At 72.8% G+C, this 18618-nt stretch carries 16 protein-coding genes; 10 read left to right on the forward strand and 6 right to left on the reverse strand.

What is annotated here, in order from left to right; translation table 11 throughout:
• Positions 1–83 precede the first annotated feature (83 nt).
• From PV682_RS03185 to PV682_RS03205, 5 genes are all read left to right on the forward strand, one after another.
• Positions 84–863 (forward strand): MHYT domain-containing protein, encoded by a 780-nt coding sequence (locus tag PV682_RS03185; RefSeq protein WP_319723732.1) that lies wholly within the window; start codon positions 84–86, stop codon positions 861–863.
• Between the two features lie 42 nt (positions 864–905).
• On the forward strand, positions 906–3428 hold the full coding sequence (locus PV682_RS03190; protein ID WP_319723734.1) for a sensor histidine kinase: 2523 nt from the start codon (positions 906–908) through the stop codon (positions 3426–3428).
• A complete protein-coding gene (locus tag PV682_RS03195; RefSeq protein WP_055718007.1) occupies positions 3425–3862 on the forward strand; it encodes a roadblock/LC7 domain-containing protein in 438 nt (145 codons plus the stop codon). Before PV682_RS03190 ends, PV682_RS03195 begins: the two co-directional genes overlap by 4 nt.
• Positions 3863–3869: 7 nt before the next feature.
• Positions 3870–4265, forward strand: coding sequence for a DUF742 domain-containing protein (locus PV682_RS03200; RefSeq protein ID WP_319723738.1), 396 nt, complete (start codon positions 3870–3872; stop codon positions 4263–4265).
• Positions 4266–4448: 183 nt separating this feature from the next.
• Positions 4449–5051 (forward strand): GTP-binding protein, encoded by a 603-nt coding sequence (locus PV682_RS03205; RefSeq protein ID WP_055718008.1) that lies wholly within the window; start codon positions 4449–4451, stop codon positions 5049–5051.
• Between the two features lie 4 nt (positions 5052–5055).
• On the opposite strand, the gene PV682_RS03210 is transcribed toward PV682_RS03205, so the two are convergent.
• The gene (locus PV682_RS03210; protein ID WP_055718009.1) at positions 5056–5484 is read right to left on the reverse strand and encodes a PPOX class F420-dependent oxidoreductase; all 429 of its coding nucleotides are present in this window, start codon (positions 5482–5484) and stop codon (positions 5056–5058) included.
• A gap of 104 nt (positions 5485–5588) precedes the next feature.
• On the opposite strand from PV682_RS03210, the gene PV682_RS03215 reads away from it, so the two are divergent.
• Together PV682_RS03215 and PV682_RS03220 are read left to right on the forward strand one after the other, a co-directional pair.
• Positions 5589–6002, forward strand: coding sequence for a roadblock/LC7 domain-containing protein (locus PV682_RS03215; RefSeq protein WP_319723741.1), 414 nt, complete (start codon positions 5589–5591; stop codon positions 6000–6002).
• Between the two features lie 128 nt (positions 6003–6130).
• Positions 6131–7156 (forward strand): DUF6397 family protein, encoded by a 1026-nt coding sequence (locus tag PV682_RS03220; RefSeq protein ID WP_319723743.1) that lies wholly within the window; start codon positions 6131–6133, stop codon positions 7154–7156.
• A 58-nt stretch (positions 7157–7214) separates the two neighbouring features.
• Here PV682_RS03220 and PV682_RS03225 read toward each other — a convergent pair whose 3' ends face one another.
• The gene (locus PV682_RS03225; RefSeq protein WP_109361518.1) at positions 7215–8081 is read right to left on the reverse strand and encodes an acyl-CoA thioesterase; all 867 of its coding nucleotides are present in this window, start codon (positions 8079–8081) and stop codon (positions 7215–7217) included.
• Positions 8082–8112: 31 nt separating this feature from the next.
• Positions 8113–10626: a DEAD/DEAH box helicase gene (locus PV682_RS03230; protein WP_319723745.1), complete on the reverse strand. Its 2514-nt coding sequence runs from the start codon at positions 10624–10626 to the stop codon at positions 8113–8115.
• Positions 10627–10771: 145 nt separating this feature from the next.
• Between PV682_RS03230 and PV682_RS03235 the strand changes: the two genes are divergently transcribed.
• Positions 10772–11566: a metal-dependent hydrolase gene (locus PV682_RS03235; RefSeq protein ID WP_319723747.1), complete on the forward strand. Its 795-nt coding sequence runs from the start codon at positions 10772–10774 to the stop codon at positions 11564–11566.
• 35 nt (positions 11567–11601) lie between these two features.
• Here the strand turns inward: PV682_RS03235 and PV682_RS03240 are convergent, their stop codons facing one another.
• From PV682_RS03240 to PV682_RS03250, 3 genes are all read right to left on the reverse strand, one after another.
• Positions 11602–12072 carry a DUF5709 domain-containing protein gene (locus PV682_RS03240; protein ID WP_319723750.1) on the reverse strand — a complete coding sequence of 157 codons (471 nt, stop codon included), beginning with the start codon at positions 12070–12072 and terminating at the stop codon, positions 11602–11604.
• A gap of 357 nt (positions 12073–12429) precedes the next feature.
• Positions 12430–14211, reverse strand: a complete 1782-nt coding sequence (locus tag PV682_RS03245) for an ABC transporter ATP-binding protein (RefSeq protein WP_319723752.1) — start codon at positions 14209–14211, stop codon at positions 12430–12432.
• Entirely contained in the window at positions 14208–16073 is a 1866-nt protein-coding gene (locus tag PV682_RS03250; protein WP_319723754.1) for an ABC transporter ATP-binding protein, read from the reverse strand. The genes PV682_RS03245 and PV682_RS03250 overlap by 4 nt, the downstream gene beginning before the upstream one ends.
• A gap of 115 nt (positions 16074–16188) precedes the next feature.
• Between PV682_RS03250 and PV682_RS03255 the strand changes: the two genes are divergently transcribed.
• Together PV682_RS03255 and PV682_RS03260 are read left to right on the forward strand one after the other, a co-directional pair.
• Complete coding sequence (locus PV682_RS03255; protein ID WP_319723755.1) at positions 16189–16899, forward strand: L,D-transpeptidase family protein; 711 nt, start codon at positions 16189–16191, stop codon at positions 16897–16899.
• A 46-nt stretch (positions 16900–16945) separates the two neighbouring features.
• Positions 16946–18613, forward strand: coding sequence for a peptide-N4-asparagine amidase (locus tag PV682_RS03260; RefSeq protein ID WP_319723757.1), 1668 nt, complete (start codon positions 16946–16948; stop codon positions 18611–18613).
• Positions 18614–18618: the final 5 nt, after the last annotated feature.

Here is an 18618-nt window from a genome sequence, read left to right on the forward strand (position 1 = left end):
GCGCCTGCATCTGCGCCAGATTGCGGCACTTTTCGAAACCTGCCCCCTTCGTGTCCCCCCGCCCGCACTAGCGTCTCTGAGCCATGGGACACCTGGACCACGCAGCCTTCGGATGGCTGACCCCCGTGCTGTCGTACGTGATGGCCTGCACCGGCGCCGCCCTCGGGCTGCGCTGCACCGTGCGCGCGCTCGCCGCCACCGGGCGCTCGCGCCGCAACTGGCTGATCACCGCCGCCTCCGCCATCGGCACCGGCATCTGGACCATGCACTTCGTCGCGATGCTCGGCTTCGCCGTCAGCGGCACCGACATCCGCTACGACGTGCCGCTGACCGTCCTCAGCCTCGTCGTCGCCATGGTCGTCGTCTGCGCGGGCGTGTTCGCCGTCGGCTACGGACGCGACCGTACGCGCGCGCTGCTGACCGGCGGACTCACCACCGGGATCGGCGTCGCGAGCATGCACTACCTGGGCATGGCAGCCGTCCGGCTGCACGGCGACGTGCACTACGACCCGATGGCGGTCGCCCTCTCCGTGGTCATCGCCGTCGTCGCCGCGACCGCCGCGCTGTGGGCCGCGCTCAACATCGAGTCGCCCGTCGCGGTCACCGTCGCCTCCCTCGTCATGGGAGTGGCCGTCAGCAGCATGCACTACACGGGGATGTTCGCGGTGAGCGTGCGCGTCGAGCCCTCCGGGGCGCCCCTGCCCGGGGCCACGGCGATGCAGTTCATCTTCCCCCTCGCCGTCGGCCTCGGGTCCTACCTCTTCCTGACCTCGGCCTTCGTCGCCCTGTCGCCCACCACCAGGGAACGCGAGGCGTCCGCCTCCGCCCAACGGGCCGTGGAACCCGTCGGCAACCGCGCCTGACCCGGACCGAGCCCCTTCGACCCACCGCCCAGCGAGGAGTCCATGCGTACCCCCAGGAAGGCCACCGCAGCCGGCACCGAACCGTCGCCCCCGGTGCGCGGCCGGCGCGCCCACGCCGGGCCGCCCGCCGACGAGGACCGGCAGGGCCCCGAGGCCACGGCGGACGACGCGCCCCCGCGCGCGGAACGCTGGCGAATACGTCCCCGTACCGTCCGTGCCAAGATCGTCTGCCTCCTGATGGTGCCCGTCGTCTCCCTGCTCGCCCTGTGGGCGTACGCCACCGTCACCACCGCCCAGGACGTCTCCCGGCTGCGTCAGATCCAGCGCGTCGACTCCCAGGTCCGCGCACCCGTCGCCGACGCCGTCGCCGCCCTCCAGGCCGAACGCCTGGCCGCCGTCCGGTACGCGGCCCAGCCGCGCGCGGGCCAGGACGACACCCTGCGCCGCCTCGCGTCGGCCACCGACCGCGCGGTCGCCCGGCTGCGGCTCGGCGACGACAGCACCGTCGCCGACGCCCAGGAACTGCCCGCCGGGGTCGCCCAGCGCCTCGACGCCTTCGTCACCGGCGCCGAACGGCTGCGGTCACTGCGCGGCGCGGTGCTCGGCGGGACCGCCGACTGGTCGCAGGCGTACGACCGCTACACCCGGACGATCTCCTCCGCGTTCGCCGTGGGCGGCGCCCTGACCGGCATCCAGGACGCCGAACTCGGCTCCGACGCGCGCGTACTGCTCGAATTCTCCCGGGCCGCCGAAGCCCTCGCGCAGGAGGACGCCGTCCTCGCGGGCGCGCGCCCGGCGGGCCGCCTCGACACCCGGCGCCTCACCCTGTTCACCGGCGCCGCCGACAACCGCCGCACCCTCACCGAGGCCGCCGTCACCGACCTGCGCGGCCCCGAACGGGCCGCCTGGCGCGCGCTCGCCGCGGACGACGCCTACGCCGCCCTCACCGCCGCCGAGAACCGCGTGCGCGCGAACGGCCCCGGCGAACGGGCCCTCGCCGCCGCCCCGGAGGCCGCCTGGAACGCCGCCCACGCGCGCGTGCAGAGCGGGATGCGCACCATCGAGGCGGACGCCGGACGCGAGGTCGTCCGCCGCGCCGACCCCTTCACGCGCGGGCTGCTCACCCCGGCCGGCGCCGCCGTCCTGCTCGGCCTCGCCGCCGTCGTCGCCTCACTCGTCATCTCCGTGCGCATCGGCCGCGGCCTCGTCGTCGAACTCGTCAGCCTGCGCAACGGCGCCCTGGAGATCGCCCGCCGCAAACTCCCCGAGGCCATGCGGAAACTGCGCGCGGGCGAGGAGATCGACGTCCGCGCGGAGGCCCCGCCCGGACCCCGCGCCGAGGACGAGACCGGACAGGTCGCCGAGGCCCTCACCACCGTCCACCGCGCCGCCCTGCGGGCCGCCGTGGAGCGCGCCGAACTCGCCAGCGGCATCTCCGGCGTGTTCGTCAACCTCGCGCGCCGCAGCCAGGTCCTGGTGCACCGTCAGCTGAGCCTCCTCGACAGCATGGAGCGCCGCTCCGACGACCCGAACGAGCTGAGCGACCTCTTCCGCCTCGACCACCTCACCACCCGCATGCGGCGCCACGCGGAGAGCCTGATCATCCTCTCCGGGGCCGCCCCCGGCCGGGCCTGGCGGATGCCCGTCCCGCTCACCGACGTGGTGCGCGCCGCCGTCTCCGAGGTCGAGGACTACGCGCGCGTGGAGGTACGCCAGCTCCCCGAGGCCGCCGTCGCCGGGGCCGCCGTCGCCGACCTCACCCACCTCCTCGCCGAACTCGTCGAGAACGCCGCCCAGTTCTCGCCCCCGCACACGCGCGTACGGGTCACCGGAGAACCTGTCGGCAACGGGTACGCCGTCGAGGTCGAGGACCGGGGCCTCGGCATGGGCGGCGAGGCCCTCACGCGGGCCAACCGGCGCATCACCCAGTCGGAGGCGCTCGACCTGTTCGACAGCGACCGCCTCGGCCTGTTCGTCGTCAGCCGGCTCGCCGCCCGCCACGGCATCAAGGTCCACCTGCGCACCTCCCCCTACGGCGGCACCACAGCCGTCGTCCTGCTGCCCACCGCCCTCCTGGACACCGGCAAGCCGGAACGTTCCGCCCAGGAGGCCGCACGGGCCACCGCACCGCAGCACAGCGTGGAACCCGCGTACGCGCGCGTGCCGGACGACCGGGAACACGAAGCCGTCCCCGCGCCGGCCGACCGACCCGCACTCGTCGCGCCCGCGCCCGCGCAGGTGCCCGCCCAGGCCCACGCCTCCGAGCCGCCGCCCCCCGGCGTCACCCCCCTGCGCCTGCACCGCCCTCCGGACGACGCCGAACCCCCGGCGGCACCCGACGACGACCTCCCGCGCCGCGTGCGCCAGGCGAGCCTCGTCCCCCAACTGCGCGGCCCGCGCGCGGAGGAACCGCAGCGACCGCACGGCACCCGCGACGACGGACGCACCCCCGAGGTCGTCCGCGACCGCATGGCCGCCTACCGCGCGGGCTGGGCCCGCGGCGGCGGCAGACAGCCCGGCCGCGCGGCCGGGCCGCGAACCGGCAGCGAAGGAGACCCCGCATGATCCAGGACCCCGGCACGAGGCCGTCCCAGCGGTCGGGGGAACTCGACTGGCTGCTGGACGACCTGGTGATGCGCGTCGGCGAGGTACGGCACGCGGTCGTGCTGTCCAACGACGGCCTCGCCGTGGGCGCCTCCACGGACCTCGGCCGCGAGGACGCCGAACACCTCGCCGCCGTCTCCTCCGGCTTCCACAGCCTCGCCAAGGGCGCGGGACGGCACTTCGGCGCCGGAGGAGTGCGCCAGACCATGGTCGAGATGGACGACGGCTTCCTGTTCGTCGCCGCCGCCGGGGACGGCTCCTGCCTCGCCGTCCTGACCGCCGCCACCGCCGACATCGGCCTCGTCGCCTACGAGATGGCCCGCCTCGTCAAACGCGTCGGCGAACACCTCCACACCCCGCCCCGCGTCACCGCGCGCCCGCCCGCCGCCGGATGAGGCACCGATGAGCGACCAGCCGCCCAGCGCCCAGTGGTACGACAACGACGCCGGACCCCTCGTACGGCCGTACGCCATGACCGGCGGACGCACCAAGCCGGGGCCCACCGGGGTCCGCTTCGACCTCATCGCCCTCGTCACCCTCGACCCGGGCGCGCCCGGCGCCGACGACGACCACGCGCTCGGCCCCGAACACCGCGCCCTGATCGACCTGTGCCGCGTCGAGACGCAGTCCGTCGCGGAGCTGTCCGCCGGGACCGACCTGCCCGTCGGGGTGGTCCGGGTCCTCCTCGGGGACCTGCTGGAGACGGGCCGCGTCACCGTCAGCCGCCCGGTGCCGCCCGCGCACCTGCCCGACGAACGGATCCTGCGGGAGGTCATCGAAGGGCTGCGGGCCCTGTAGATGAACACCTGTCACCAGGCGCGCGTATACGTACGCATCTCGCGCCCCTCAGGACCTCGAAACGAACAAGAACGGTCACGAAAGACGGATGGCGATCGAACCTCCCGCCGAAGGACCGCGGTCGCCATCCTGCTGCCCCCGGACGACACCTCCGCACGCCGGAATCCCCGAGAGAAGTGATCCATGGCCTCCGAGCACCCCGACGCCACCGGCGAGACGGCACCGCTGGCGCTGAAGATTCTGGTCGCCGGCGGGTTCGGCGTGGGCAAGACGACCCTGGTGGGCGCGGTCAGCGAGATCAAGCCGCTGCGCACCGAGGAACTGCTCAGCGAAGCCGGACAGGCCGTCGACGACACCGACGGCGTCGACCAGAAGGTCACCACGACCGTCGCCATGGACTTCGGCCGGATCACCATCCGCTCCGGACTGTCCCTCTACCTGTTCGGCACCCCCGGCCAGGACCGCTTCTGGTTCCTGTGGGACGAACTCTCCCAAGGCGCCCTCGGCGCCGTCGTCCTCGCCGACACCCGGCGCCTGGAGGACTGCTTCCCGGCCGTCGACTACTTCGAGCACCGGCACATCCCGTTCGTCGTCGCCGTGAACTGCTTCACCGGCGCACGCGCGTACGCCGCCCCCGACGTGTCCCGGGCCCTCGACCTCGACCAGGGCACTCCCGTCGTCCTGTGCGACGCGCGCGACCGCGACTCCGGCAAGGAGGTCCTCATCCGCCTCGTCGAGTACGCGGGCCGCATGCACACGGCCCGCCTCCTCGACTCGGTGGGCTGAGTGGCTAGTCGGCCACCGCTTTCTGCGCCAGCACCTTCTCCACGGCGACCCGCACCAGCAGCTCGCCCGGTACGCCGTTGCGGGCGCCGAACTCCTCGGCGCGGTCCTCGCCCATGTAACGGGCGCCGATCCTGGCCGCCCAGTGCCGGACCTCGGCGAGATCCTCCGAGATCGTCGCGCGGCCCTGGAGGATCACGTAGTCGAACGGGGGACGGTCGTCGTCGACGCACAGCGCGACACGGCCGTCCCGCGCCAGGTTGCGGCCCTTCACGGTCTCCTTGCCGGTGTTGAACACCAGATCGTCCCCGTCCAGCACGAACCAGATCGGGGCCACGTGCGGACTCCCGTCGGCCCGGACCGTGGACAGCTTCGCGGTGCGGGTGCCGTCCGAGACGAACGCCCGCCATTCCTCGTCGGTCATCTTCTTCGCCATGCCGCCATCCTCCTTGCTCGGGCCCCCGAAACTGCGGAAGGGTGGCGGACAAGTCCTCGCACGGGCGGGACCCAACGGGGAGATGCACGCGGGGAGAGCGAAGCATGGGGCAGAACCAGGGACTCGACTGGCTGCTGGACGACCTGACCGGACGCGTCGAACACGTACGGCACGCACTCGTCCTCACGACCGACGGACTGGTGGCCGGCGCCAGCACCGGACTGCGCCGCGAGGACGCCGAACACCTCGCCGCCGTCTCCTCCGGCCTGCACAGCCTCGCCAAGGGCTCAGGACGCCACTTCGGCGCAGGCCAGGTCCGGCAGACCATGGTCGAGTTCGACGACGCCCTCCTCTTCGTCACCGCCGCCGGAACCGGCAGCTGCCTGTGCGTCCTCACCGCCGCCGAGGCCGACATGGGCCAGGTCGCCTACGAGATGACCCTCCTCGTCAGCCGCGTCGGCGAACACCTCACGATGGACGTGCGCCAACCCGAACGAACCCCCCTCACAGAGCGCTGACCTGCACATTCTCGGGCGTACAGGAAGTTATCCACAGGCTTGTCGGCAGATCCGGCAAAACGGCTACGGTTTTTCCCGAGGGCACCGCGAACGGCGCGGAGCCCGACAGACCACGGGGGAGACCAAGCATGTCTCAGCACACCACCGCCCGACCACGCCCGCTCACCTGCACACCGAGCCGCGCGGCGAAAGAACTGGGCGTCAAGCGCGGCGAGTTCGACTTCGCCGTCCACCTCGGCCGGGTCCGGACCGTACCGGACGAGGGAGGCGGCGGCCGTCGGATCCCGTACACGGAGATCGAACGGCTGCGCGCCCAGCCGGACTTCCCGGAGTCCTTCCTCGAAGAGGTGCGCACCGTCGGCACCGCCGAGGCGGCCGGCATCCTGAAGATCTCACCCGCCCGCTTCTCCCGCCTCGCGCGGCTCGGGCTCGTCGTGCCGGTGCGTTTCTACCTCAACCGGTACCGGGCCGTCGTCTGGCTCTACCTCGCCGAAGAACTCCGGCAGTTCGCCGACGACCCGGCCAACGCGCCCATGCTCAACGGCCGGACACCCGAAAAACTGCGCGCCCGGCTCGCCGACGGCCTCGACCGCAGGGCCCGCAACTGGCGGGGCCGTCACCTCGGCTTCCTGCTCCGCGAGGCCGAGACGCCCTGGCAGCGGGCCGGCGCCGTGGCCGCCTTCCTCGACCCCGCCCATATCACCGACCTCGTCCCCGACCCGTACGAGCGGGCCTACCTCAACCGCTCCCGCCCCGCCCTCCCGACGCACGGAGCCCCTGGCTCCCCCTCCGCCCGGCTCGCCGCGACCCTCATGACCGCGAACTTCCTGGACGAGATCATCTGGCTGCGCACGGACCTCGCCGACGCACTCCAGGAAGCCCGCGCGAGCCTCACGGTCCCCACGCCGGCACCCGGCTCCGAACCACAGCCCCGGGCCGAACCCGCACCGGCCCCTGAACCCGAGCCTGCTCCCGAACCCGCACCGGCCCCCGAACCCGAACCGGCCCTCGAACCCGAGCCTGCTCCCGACCCCGAACCCCTGCCCGAACGCACACTCCGGACCGAGCCCGTACCCCGCCCTCACACCCCCCGCTCACGCCGTCACCTCTCCAAGTGGCTGCGCCGCAAGGGCAGGACACGGCAGCGCACCTGAGGGAACGGCAGTGCCGCGCCGCCCGGCGAAACGCCCCGGCGCGGCACCCCGCACACCGCTACAGCGCCCGGAACAACCCCTCCTGGACGACCGACACCAGCAGCCGCCCGTGCAGGTCGTAGATACGGCCCCGGGCCAGTCCCCGCCCACCCGTGGTGATCGGCGACTCCTGGTCGTACAGGAACCACTCGTCCGCCCGGAACGGCCGGTGGAACCACATCGCGTGGTCCAGGGAGGCCATGTCGAAGTTCCGCCGGCCCCACAGGGGCTCGACGGGGATGCGGACGGCGTCCAGGAGGGTCATGTCGCTGGCGTAGGTGAGCGCGCAGGTGTGGACGAGGGGATCGTCGCCCAGCGGCCCGACCGCGCGCATCCACACCGCGCTGCGGGGTTCGGCCTCCTTCAGCTCCTCGGGGGTCCAGCGCAGCCGGTCGACGTACCGGATGTCGAACGGCTGACGCCGGGCCATCCGCTCGAACTGCTCGGGCAGCGTCCCGAGATGCTCCCGGACCTCGTCCGCGACGGTCGGCAGCGAATCCGGGTCCGGGACCACCCGGGCCGGCGGCAGCTGCTGCTCGAAGGGACCTTCCTCAGGCTTGTGAAAGGAGGCGGTGAGATTGAAGATCGTGCGGCCCTGCTGCACGGCGGTGACCCGCCGGGTCGTGAACGACCGGCCGTCCCGCACCCGTTCGACCTGGTACACGATCGGCACACCGGGCCGGCCGGGGCGCAGGAAGTACGCGTGCAGCGAGTGCACCGGCCGGTCCCCCTCCGTGGTCCGGCCCGCGGCGACCAGCGCCTGCCCGGCCACCTGCCCGCCGAAGACCCGCTGGAGGGACTCCTGGGGGCTGAGGCCGCGGAAGATGTTGACCTCGATCTGCTCCAGGTCGAGCAGGTCGACGAGTCTCTCGGCGGGGTTCGTCATGAGCGCGCTTCTCCTGTGCTGGTGGCTCTGGTCAGAGCTGTCCGACGGAGGTGACCCGCACGACCGCGCGGCCCTCGGCGTCGGACGCTTCGAGGTCGACCTCCGCGCTGATCCCCCAGTCGTGGTCCCCGTTCGGGTCGTCGAAGATCTGCCGCACCCGCCACAGCCGGTTCGCCGGCTCCTCCTGGATGACGAGCAGCTTCGGCCCGCGCGCGTTCGGACCGGTGCCCAGGTCCTCGTGCTCGTCCCAGTACTTGTCCATCGCCTCGCCCCACGCGTCCGCGTCCCAGCCGGACTCGCCGTCCAGCTCGCCGAGTTCGGCGACGTGGTCGAGCGCGGCCAGCTCCACCCGGCGGAACATCGCGTTGCGCACCAGGACCCGGAAGGCGCGCGCGTTCAGGGTGACCGGCTTGACCTCGTCGGCCTTCTCCTGCGCCTGCTCGGCGGTCATCTCCTCCGGGTTGGCGAGCTGCTCCCACTCGTCCAGCAGGCTGGAGTCGACCTGGCGGACCATCTCGCCCAGCCACTCGATGAGGTCCTGGAGGTCCTCGGACTTCAGGTCGTCGGGGACGGTGTGGTCGAGGGCCTTGTACGCGCTCGCCAGGTAGCGCAGGACGATGCCCTCGGTGCGCGCCAGCTCGTAGTGCGACACCAGCTCGGTGAACGACATGGCCCGTTCGAACATGTCCCGGATCACGGACTTCGGCGACAGCGGGTGGTCGCCGACCCACGGGTGGCTCTTGCGGTACGTGTCGTACGCGTGGAAGAGCAGCTCCTCCAGCGGCTTCGGGTACGTGATGTCCTGGAGGCGCTCCATGCGCTCCTCGTACTCGACGCCGTCCGCCTTCATCAGCGCGACCGCCTCGCCGCGCGCCTTGTTCTGCTGGGCGGCGAGGATCTGGCGCGGGTCGTCGAGCGTGGACTCCACGACGGAGACCATGTCCAGCGCGTACGACGGGGACTCGGGGTCGAGGAGCTCGAACGCGGCGAGCGCGAACGTGGACAGCGGCTGGTTGAGCGCGAAGTCCTGCTGGAGGTCGACGGTCAGGCGCACGATGCGGCCGGTGGAGTCCGGCTCGTCGAGCTTCTCGACGATGCCGCCGTCCAGCAGCGAGCGGTAGATCGCGATCGCCCGGCGGATGTGCCGCAACTGCTGCTTGCGCGGCTCGTGGTTGTCCTCCAGGAGGTGGCGCATCGCCTCGAACGCGTTGCCGGGGCGGGCGATCACCGACAGCAGCATCGTGTGCGTCACCCGGAAGCGCGACGCCAGCGGCTCAGGCTCCGACTCGATCAGCTTGTCGAAGGTGTTCTCCGTCCACGCCACGAAGCCTTCCGGCGCCTTCTTGCGGACCACCTTGCGCCGCTTCTTCGGATCGTCACCGGCCTTCGCGAGCGCCTTCTCGTTCTCGATGACGTGCTCGGGCGCCTGCGCGACGACGAACCCGGCCGTGTCGAACCCGGCGCGGCCCGCCCGGCCCGCGATCTGGTGGAACTCCCGCGCGCGCAGCGTCCGCACCCGGTTGCCGTCGTACTTGGTGAGAGCCGTGAACAGCACCGTACGGATCGGGACGTTGACCCCGACGCCCAGCGTGTCCGTCCCGCAGATCACCTTCAGCAGGCCCGCCTGCGCGAGCTTCTCCACCAGGCGGCGGTACTTGGGCAGCATGCCCGCGTGGTGCACGCCGATGCCGTGCCGGACGTACCGGGAGAGGTTGCGGCCGAACTTGGTGGTGAAGCGGAAGTTGCCGATCAGGGCGGCGATCTGCTCCTTCTCCTCCTTCGAGCACATGTTGATGCTCATCAGGGCCTGCGCCCGCTCCACCGCCTGCGCCTGTGTGAAGTGCACGATGTAGACGGGCGCCTGCCGGGTCTCCAGCAGGTCGGTGAGGGTCTCCGTGAGCGGCGTGTAGCGGTACTCGTAGGACAGCGGCACCGGGCGGGTCGCCGAGCGGACCACCGAGGTGGACCGGCCGGTGCGGCGGGCGAGGTCCTTCTCGAAGAAGGAGACGTCCCCCAGCGTCGCCGACATCAGCACGAACTGCGCCTGCGGAAGCTCCAGGATCGGGATCTGCCAGGCCCAGCCCCGGTCGCCCTCGGCGTAGAAGTGGAACTCGTCCATGACGACCTGCCCGACGTCCGCGTCCTTCCCGTCGCGCAGCGCGATCGACGCGAGGACCTCGGCGGTGCAGCAGATCACCGGGGCGTCGGAGTTGACGGAGGCGTCGCCGGTCAGCATGCCGACGTTCTCCGTGCCGAAGATCTTGCACAGCTCGAAGAACTTCTCCGACACCAGCGCCTTGATGGGAGCCGTGTAGAACGTGACCTCGTCGCGGGCCAGCGCCGCGAAGTGGGCGCCCGCCGCGATCATGCTCTTGCCGGACCCGGTCGGCGTCGACACGATCACGTTCGCCCCGGAGACCACCTCGATCAGCGCCTCCTCCTGGTGCGGATAGAGCGTGAGACCGCGCTCCTGCGCCCAGGACTCGAAAGCCTCGTACAGGGCGTCGGGGTCGGCGGTCGGCGGCAGCAGATCGATGAGGGTCACACCCCCATCTTGCCTGCCTCGGCCCCTTCGAGGGGAATCGGCTGCCGGTGCGATGATCACGACCGCTACGCTGTGTCGCCGACGGAGTGTCAGGGCACCCGGTCAACTGGACAGCGGCACAAGAGGAACGGGGCGGGCGAGCGCCATGATGGGACCAGCACACTCACTGTCGGGCGCCGCCGCCTGGCTCGGCGTCGGAGCCGCAGCGGCGGCGGCGGGGGAGCCGATGCCCTGGCCGGTCGTCCTGGCCGGCGCGCTGATCTGCGCGGGCGCCGCCCTCGCCCCCGACCTCGACCACAAGGCCGCCACGATCTCGCGCGCCTTCGGGCCCCTCTCGCGCTGGCTCTGCGAGATCGTCGACAAGCTGTCGTACGCCGTCTACAAGGCGACCCGGGGGCCCGGCGACCCGCGCCGCTCGGGAGGGCACCGCACGCTGACGCACACCTGGCTGTGGGCGGTGATGATCGGCGCGGGCGCCTCGGCGCTGGCGATCATGGGGGGCCGCTGGGCGGTGCTCGCGATCCTCTTCGTGCACATGGTGCTGGCGATCGAAGGACTGCTGTGGCGGGCCGCCCGCGGCTCCAGCAGCGACGTCCTGGTGTGGCTCCTGGCGGCGGCGAGCGCGTGGATCATCGCCGGGGTGCTGGACAAGCCGGGCCACGGCGCGGGCTGGCTGTTCAACGACCCCGGCCAGGAGTACCTGTGGCTCGGGCTGCCGATCGTCCTGGGCGCGCTGGTGCACGACCTCGGGGACGCGCTGACCGTCTCCGGCTGCCCGGTCCTGTGGCCCATCCCGATCGGCCGCAAGCGCTGGTACCCGATCGGCCCGCCGAAGGCGATGCGGTTCCGCGCCGGCAGCTGGGTCGAACTGCGGGTCCTCATGCCGGTGTTCATGCTGCTGGGCGGCGTCGGCGGTGCGGCGGCCCTCAACTTCATCTGACGCCGGGCCCGGCCGGGAAGGGCGAGCGGGGGCCGTCACCCCGACAGCGCGTCCTCGTCGACGATGTGCATCGCCGCCTCCTCGGCGGAGGACGCCGCCCCGTCGATCCCGACGTCGGTGGCGATCAGGCCGCTCTCCTCGTCCTCGTGCGCGCCCTCGTCGGGGGCGACGAGCCGGCCGGAGCGGACGGCGCCGACCTCGTTGTCGAGGAGCTCGCCGTCACCGCCGTCGTAGTCGCCGAGGCCGTCGCCGTCGTACGCGGAGACGTCCGGGACCTCCTCGGCGAGCCGCTCGTCCAGGGTCTCCCCGCGCCGGGCCTCCGCCGCCGTCACACCGGTGTGCTCCACCGCCCACGGCCGCTCCGGCGGGGACCAGCCGCGGTCCAGGGGGTCGCCGACGCCGTCGTGGTCGAGGGTGTCCTCGGCGTCCAGCAGCCCCGCGTCGTCCTGCACCTCGGACCCGTCGGGCTGGTAGACGTCGTCTCCCCATCCGTCACCGCTGGTCACGCACACCTCCAGAGGGCTCGTCCACCGTCGCCCGACACGAACCGGCACACACCGCGCGCGGGTACTGCTTTTCAACGTTCCACCCGCCCCCGCGCCCGCGCAACGGCAACGGCCGTGACGTGGGGCGCCGGGTACGGGTACGGGTGCGGGGCGCCGCGGGCCCGAGGCGGGGACGCGCGCGGCGGGGCGCCGCCCGGCCCGTCCGGCACGAGGCCGCTCGCGGGCGTGCCGGGCACCGCCTGTCCACCGGCCGACCGGCCCGGCCGCTCCGATCCCGGTGCCCCCGCGCGCGGCGGCCGGGCCACCGCACCGACGACGCGGCGGCCTTCCGCGCCGACCGGCCAGGGCGCCCCCGTCTCACCCGTGCCACGACCTCCACAGCGCCGCGTACGCCCCGCCCGCCGCGACCAGCTCCGTGTGGCTCCCCAGCTCGCTGATCCGGCCGTCCTCCACGACGGCGATGACGTCCGCGTCGTGCGCGGTGTGCAGCCGGTGGGCGATGGCGATGACCGTACGGCCGTCCAGGACCCGGGACAGGGACCGCTCCAGGTGGCGGGCCGCGCGCGGGTCGAGGAGGGAGGTCGCCTCGTCGAGGACGAGGGTGTGCGGGTCGGCCAGCACGAGGCGGGCCAGCGCGATCTGCTGGGCCTGCGCGGGGGTGAGGGCGAGCCCGCCGGAGCCGACCTCGGTGTCGAGCCCGCCGTCCAGGGCCCGCGCCCAGGCGGACGCGTCGACCGCGCCCAGCGCCGCCCACAGCTCGGCGTCGTCCGCGCCGGTCCGCGCGAGCAGGAGGTTGTCGCGCAGGGAGCCGACGAAGACGTGGTGCTCCTGGTTGACGAGGGCGACGTGCGAGCGGACCTGCTCGGCGGTCATCCGCGACAGCTCGGCGCCGCCGAGGGCGACCTGGCCGGTGCGGGGCGCGTAGATCCCCGCGAGCAGCCGCCCCAGCGTCGACTTCCCGGCCCCCGAGGGACCGACCAGCGCCAGCCGCGTACCCGGCGCCACCGCCAGCGACACCTCGCGCAGGACGTCGACACCCTCCCGGTACCCGAAGCGCACCGAGTCCGCGGCCAGCTCCCGGCCCTCGGGCGCGAGATCCGCCCGACCGGCGTCCGGCTCGATCTCCCGCACCCCCACCAGCCGGGCCAGCGACACCTGCGCGACCTGCAACTCGTCGTACCAGCGCAGGATCAGGTTCACCGGATCGACCAGCATCTGCGCGAGCAGCGCCCCGGTGGTGAGCTGCCCGACACCGATCCACCCCTGGAGGACGAACACACCGCCGAGCATCAGCACGGACGCGAGGACCGTGATGTGTACGGCGTTGATGACGGGGAACAGCACCGACCGCAGCCAGAGCGTGTACCGCTCCCAACTGGTCCACTGCCGGATCCGCAGCTCGGACAGCGCGACCCGGCGCTCCCCGAGCCGGTGCGCCTCGATGGTCCGGCCGGCGTCCACGGTCTCCGCGAGCGCGGCGGCGACGGCCGCGTACCCGGCGGCCTCCGAGCGGTACCCGGCGGGCGCCCGCTTGAAGTACCAGCGCCAGCCGACGACCAGCAGCGGCACGGCGAGCAGGACGGCGGCGGCGAGCGGCGGCGCCGTCACGACGAGGCCGGCGAGCAGCAGCGCCGACCACAGCACGCCGATGATCAGCTGCGGCACGGCCTCACGCATGGCGTTCGCGAGCCGGTCGATGTCGGTGGTGATGCGCGACAGCAGATCCCCGGTCCCGGCCCGCTCCAGCACGCCCGGTGGCAGCCGCACCGACCTGACGAGGAAGTCCTCGCGCAGGTCGGCCAGCATCCGCTCGCCGAGCATCGCGCCGCGCAGCCGCATCTGGTGCACGAACACGGCCTGCACGCCGAGCGAGAGCGTGAACAGGGTGACGGTCAGCCCGAGCCTCAGCTCCCGTTCACCGTTCGACACCCGCTCGACGAGGTCGCCCAGCAGCCACGGTCCCACCATCGCGGCGACGGTCGCGACGGTGTTGACGACCACCAGGACCAGGAAGGCGCGCCGGTGCCGGCGCACCAGCTCACCGACGTACGCGCGGACAGTGGCGGACGCGCCGACGGGCAGCGTGCTCGCCGTCGTGGGCGCGGCCGGGTCGTACTGCGGTGGCTCCACGCCGATCATGCCGACTCCTCGATCTTGTCCAACTCAGGCCTGACGGCGCAAGGTTCGGCGGGGGCCGGTACGCCGGTCCCGGGTACGGCGCCGCCCGGCCCGCCTTCGTCCGGCGCCTCCGGCTCCCGTGTCACCACGGCCCGGTACCGGGGCTCGTCCCGCAGCAGCTCGCGGTGCGTGCCCACGGCGGCCACCTCACCGTCGTCCACCAGGACCACCCGGTCCGCGACGTCCAGCAGGAGCGGCGACGAGGTGAACACCACCGTCGTACGCCCCTTGCGCAACCCCCGTACGCCCTCCGAGATCCGGGCCTCCGTGTGGGAGTCGACGGCGGACGTCGGCTCGTCGAGGACCAGGACCTCAGGGTCGGTGACCAGCGAGCGGGCGAGTGCGAGGCGCTGGCGCTGGCCGCCGGAGAGGGAGCGCCCGCGTTCGGTGATGTGGGCGTCCATGGGGTCGCCCGGCGTGCCCTGGGTGAGCGCGTCGAGGACGTCCTCGCAGCGCGCGGCGGCGAGCGCGGCGTCCGCCTCGACCACGCCGGACGACGGCACGTCGAGCAGCTCGCGCAGGGTGCCGGACAGCAGCACGGGGTCCTTGTCCTGGACGAGTACGGCGGCCCGCGCGACGTCCAGCGGCAGCGCGTCCAGCGTCACCCCGCCCAGCTCCACGGACGGCCCCTCCTCGACGGAGTGCCCCCCGAGCCGCTCGGCGAGCCGCCCGGCCGCGTCGGGATCGCCGCAGACCACGGCGGTGAGGACCCCGGCGGGGGCGAGCAGCCCGGAGCCGGGGTCGTACAGGTCCCCGGAGGCGAAGTTCTCCGAGCCGGCGGCGAGGTCTCCCGGGCCGCAGGACAGGTGCTCCGCCCCGGAATCCGCCCCGCGCTCCAACGACAGCACCCGAGCCGCCCGCTGAGCCGACGGCCGCGAGAAGGAATAGGCCATCGCGATCTCCTCGAAATGCCGCAGAGGATAAGAAAGCACCGCGACGGAGCTGTAGACCGTGACGAGTTCCCCCACCGAAACCCGCCCCTCCTGCGCCAGATGAACCCCGTACCAGACCACCCCCACGAGCAGCAGCCCCGGCAGCAACCCCTGAAGCGCGCTGATCAGCGCCCACATCCCGGCACTGCGGACGGCGGCGTGCCGGACGTCCTGGGAGGCGGCGCGGTAGCGGTCGAGGAAGAGTTCCTCCCCACCGATCCCGCGCAGCACCCGCAGCCCCGCGACGGTGTCGGACGCCAACTCGGTCGCGCGCCCCGCCTTCTCGCGCTGCACGTCGGCCCGCCGGGTCGCCCGGGGCAGCAGCGGCAGCGCCGCGACCGCCACGACGGGCAGCCCGACGGCGACGACGACACCGAGCGCGGGCTGGTAGAAGAGCAGCCCGGCACAGACGAGGACGACGGTGACCGCGGCGGCCGTGAACCGGGAGACCGCCTCGACGAACCAGCCGATCTTCTCCACGTCGCCCGTCGAAACCGCCACCACTTCACCGGCCGCGACCCGCCGCGTGAGCCCCGCCCCGAGCACCGACGCCTTGCGCGCCAGCAACTGCTGGACACGGGCCGCCGCGGTGATCCAGTTGGTGACGGCGGCTCGGTGCAGGAACGTGTCACCGGCGGCGCCGGCGATCCCGCACACCAGCATCAGCGCGCCCGCCAGCGCGAGCCGGGCGCCCGAGCGGTCGACGACGGCCTGGACGGCGTACCCCACGATGAAGGGCTGCGCGGACACGGCCGGGAAGTGCAGCAGGCCCCAGGCCAGGGACTTGAGCTGGCCTCCCGCCTGGCTGCGGCCGAGCCACCACAGGAAGCGGGGCCCGGAGCGCGCGTCCGGCACACCAGGGTCTCGGTACGGAAGATCTTGGATCTGCATGACGTCCCAGCAGCTCGTGTCAGAAGGAGGCGCAAACCGTGCCAGCGTCGCCGCGCCGGACCACCGATCTCAACCGGTTTTCCCCTGGGCCGTGGGGATTGCGACTATGGAACGCATGCGAGGAACTGTGACGCGATCCCTGGCCGCGGCCGGAGCGCTGCTCGTCGCCCTGACCGGCTGCGCGGGCACGCAGGCGCGCGACGGCGCGGACGCCGGGGCGAAGAAGCCCGCCGCCGCGCGGGCCCTGACGGCCGTTCCGGACCTCGGCCCGGACTTCCGCAAGCGCATCCCGGCCGCCTCGCGGCAGGTCGTCGCGGTTTATGGCGACGGCAGGAACTCTCCGGACGCGACGGCCGTTCTCTACATCAAGCAGGGCAGAACCTGGCAGAAGGAGAGCAGTTGGCCGGCCCACAACGCGCGCAAGGGCTGGACGACGGATCACCACGAGAACGACGGCCGCAGCCCCGTGGGCGTGTTCACGCTCACCGACGCGGGCGGCGTCCTGAAGAACCCCGGCACGAAACTGCCGTACACCCGCTCCAGCGCCTTCGAGACGCCGAGCTGGTGGCAGAAGCCGTACCGCCACGACTTCGACTACGTCATCGCCATCGACTACAACCGGATCAAGGGCACCTCACCGAGCGACCCGACCCGCCCGGAGGGGGAGAAGAAGGGAGGGAGCATCTGGCTCCACATGGACCACGGCAGCGGCACCTCGGCCTGCGTCAGCCTGTCGAAGGCGGGCATGGAACACCTGCTGCGGACACTGGACCCGGCCGCGCACCCGGTCGTGGTGATGGGGGACCGGGCCGCACTGAAGGCCTGAACCGCACGGTTGCGGGACGGGGGAGACTCCCCTTAGAACACCGGCCATGACCAGACGGCTCATCATGTCCATGCTCGCCGCGCTGACGGCGGCGGCCCTCCCGCTGGCAGCGACCACGACGGCCACGGCGACCCCGGAAGCCTCCCGAGCGGTGCCCCGATCCGCCGCCGCACCGCCCGAGTTCGGCTCCGACTGGCACGACCCCCTGACCGCCGCCCCACCCATCCCCACACCCGGCACCGAGTCCTGCGAAGTCACCGTCGCCCAGGCCCAGTTCCGCGACTTCACCCCCTACCGGGGCACCTACACCCCGCCCCCGGCCTGCGGTGACAACTGGAGCAAGGTCGTCCTGCGCATGGACGGCAAGGTCAAGGGCCGCCAGTACGACCGCCTCGGCTACCTCCACATCGGCGGCGTCGAGATCTTCCGCACCTCGACCCCGCAGCCCTCCCCGGACGGCATCGAGTGGTCGGTCGAGAAGGACGTCACCCGCTACACCGACACGCTCCGGCGCGCACAGGACGTCGAGATGCTGATCGGGAACGTGGTCGACGACACGTACACGGGCGTGCTGGACGTCAAGGTCACGCTGACGTTCTCCAAGGCGCCCGAGCCGAAGCGGGCCGGAACGAAGGCGTACCCCGCCAACTCCCTTGGAAACACCGCGAACACCGACCCCGGCACTGTTCCCGACAAGGTCCTCACCCTCACCCCCGACCACACCCTCACCACCCCCCGCAACAGCGAACGCATCCTCGCCGAGGTCTACGCCACCGGCTCGGGAGGCGGCTGCGAGGAGTACTGGTACCTCTCCGTCCCGGCCCCGGCGCCGTACTCCTGCCAGACGCCCGACGGCCCCTACCGCGAGGTCCAGATCAAGGTGGACGGGCAACTCGCCGGGATAGCCACCCCGTTCCCGACCGTGTGGACCGGCGGCTGGTCCAACCCCTTCCTCTGGTACGTCGTCCCCGGCCCCCGCGCCTTCGACATCAAGCCGATCGAGTACGACCTGACCCCGTTCGCCGGCGTCCTCAACGACGGCCGCCCGCACCGCGTCGAGGTCGCGGTCGTCGGCGTCCCCGAGGGCCAGACGGGCTGGAGCGCGCCGGTCAACGTCCTGGTCTGGCAGGACGCGGGAAAGAAGCAGGTCACCGGCAAGGTGACCGCCCACAGGGCGGGCGCCCCGGCCAACTCCTCGACGTACACGCCGGGTTCGCGGCACCGCGTCGACACGAAGGCCGCGCACCGCCTCACGGTCACCGGGTACGCCGACACCTCGCACGGCCGTGTCACCACCACGGTCACCCGGGCCCTGGCCCACACCTCCACGCACCGCTGGACCGAGGGCGAGAAGCTGGACGCCCTCGACGGGGTGTGGACGGACGACGAGACGGTCACCGTGAACCGGCACACCACGCGCGCGCACCGGACGTACACGATGGACGGCACGACGACGATCGGCGCGGACGACCGGCTGCGCACGGTCATGGCGCTCGCCGACCGGGCCGCCGTCAGTGACACACGCGGGCGCTGGTCGCGGCTCGACGACACGTACACGGGCGACGCGACGTACACGACCGGCGTGCCGCGCGACCAGCGGCACGGCGTCGCCACGACGACCGAGCGCTACCGGCTGACGGGCTCCCTGGGCTGCCACGACCGCACTGTGACCGCGGTCCAGGGCATGCTGACCGAGGACAGTAGCGCCTGCTGAAACGT

Source organism: Streptomyces niveiscabiei (assembly GCF_033794345.1).
GTDB lineage: Bacteria > Actinomycetota > Actinomycetes > Streptomycetales > Streptomycetaceae > Streptomyces > Streptomyces niveiscabiei.

Bases quoted from the DNA above. Each gene is read 5' to 3' on its own strand.
- PV682_RS03255 (WP_319723755.1), top strand. From the start codon at position 16,189: ATGCGAGGAACTGTGACGCGATCCCTGGCCGCGGCCGGAGCGCTGCTC.
- PV682_RS03235 (WP_319723747.1), top strand. From the start codon at position 10,772: ATGATGGGACCAGCACACTCACTGTCGGGCGCCGCCGCCTGGCTCGGC.
- PV682_RS03220 (WP_319723743.1), top strand. From the start codon at position 6,131: ATGTCTCAGCACACCACCGCCCGACCACGCCCGCTCACCTGCACACCG.
- PV682_RS03250 (WP_319723754.1), bottom strand. From the start codon at position 16,073: ATGCAGATCCAAGATCTTCCGTACCGAGACCCTGGTGTGCCGGACGCG.
- PV682_RS03190 (WP_319723734.1), top strand. From the start codon at position 906: ATGCGTACCCCCAGGAAGGCCACCGCAGCCGGCACCGAACCGTCGCCC.
- PV682_RS03215 (WP_319723741.1), top strand. From the start codon at position 5,589: ATGGGGCAGAACCAGGGACTCGACTGGCTGCTGGACGACCTGACCGGA.
- PV682_RS03200 (WP_319723738.1), top strand. From the start codon at position 3,870: ATGAGCGACCAGCCGCCCAGCGCCCAGTGGTACGACAACGACGCCGGA.
- PV682_RS03245 (WP_319723752.1), bottom strand. From the start codon at position 14,211: ATGATCGGCGTGGAGCCACCGCAGTACGACCCGGCCGCGCCCACGACG.
- PV682_RS03225 (WP_109361518.1), bottom strand. From the start codon at position 8,081: ATGACGAACCCCGCCGAGAGACTCGTCGACCTGCTCGACCTGGAGCAG.
- PV682_RS03195 (WP_055718007.1), top strand. From the start codon at position 3,425: ATGATCCAGGACCCCGGCACGAGGCCGTCCCAGCGGTCGGGGGAACTC.
- PV682_RS03185 (WP_319723732.1), top strand. From the start codon at position 84: ATGGGACACCTGGACCACGCAGCCTTCGGATGGCTGACCCCCGTGCTG.
- PV682_RS03205 (WP_055718008.1), top strand. From the start codon at position 4,449: ATGGCCTCCGAGCACCCCGACGCCACCGGCGAGACGGCACCGCTGGCG.
- PV682_RS03260 (WP_319723757.1), top strand. From the start codon at position 16,946: ATGACCAGACGGCTCATCATGTCCATGCTCGCCGCGCTGACGGCGGCG.
- PV682_RS03210 (WP_055718009.1), bottom strand. From the start codon at position 5,484: ATGGCGAAGAAGATGACCGACGAGGAATGGCGGGCGTTCGTCTCGGAC.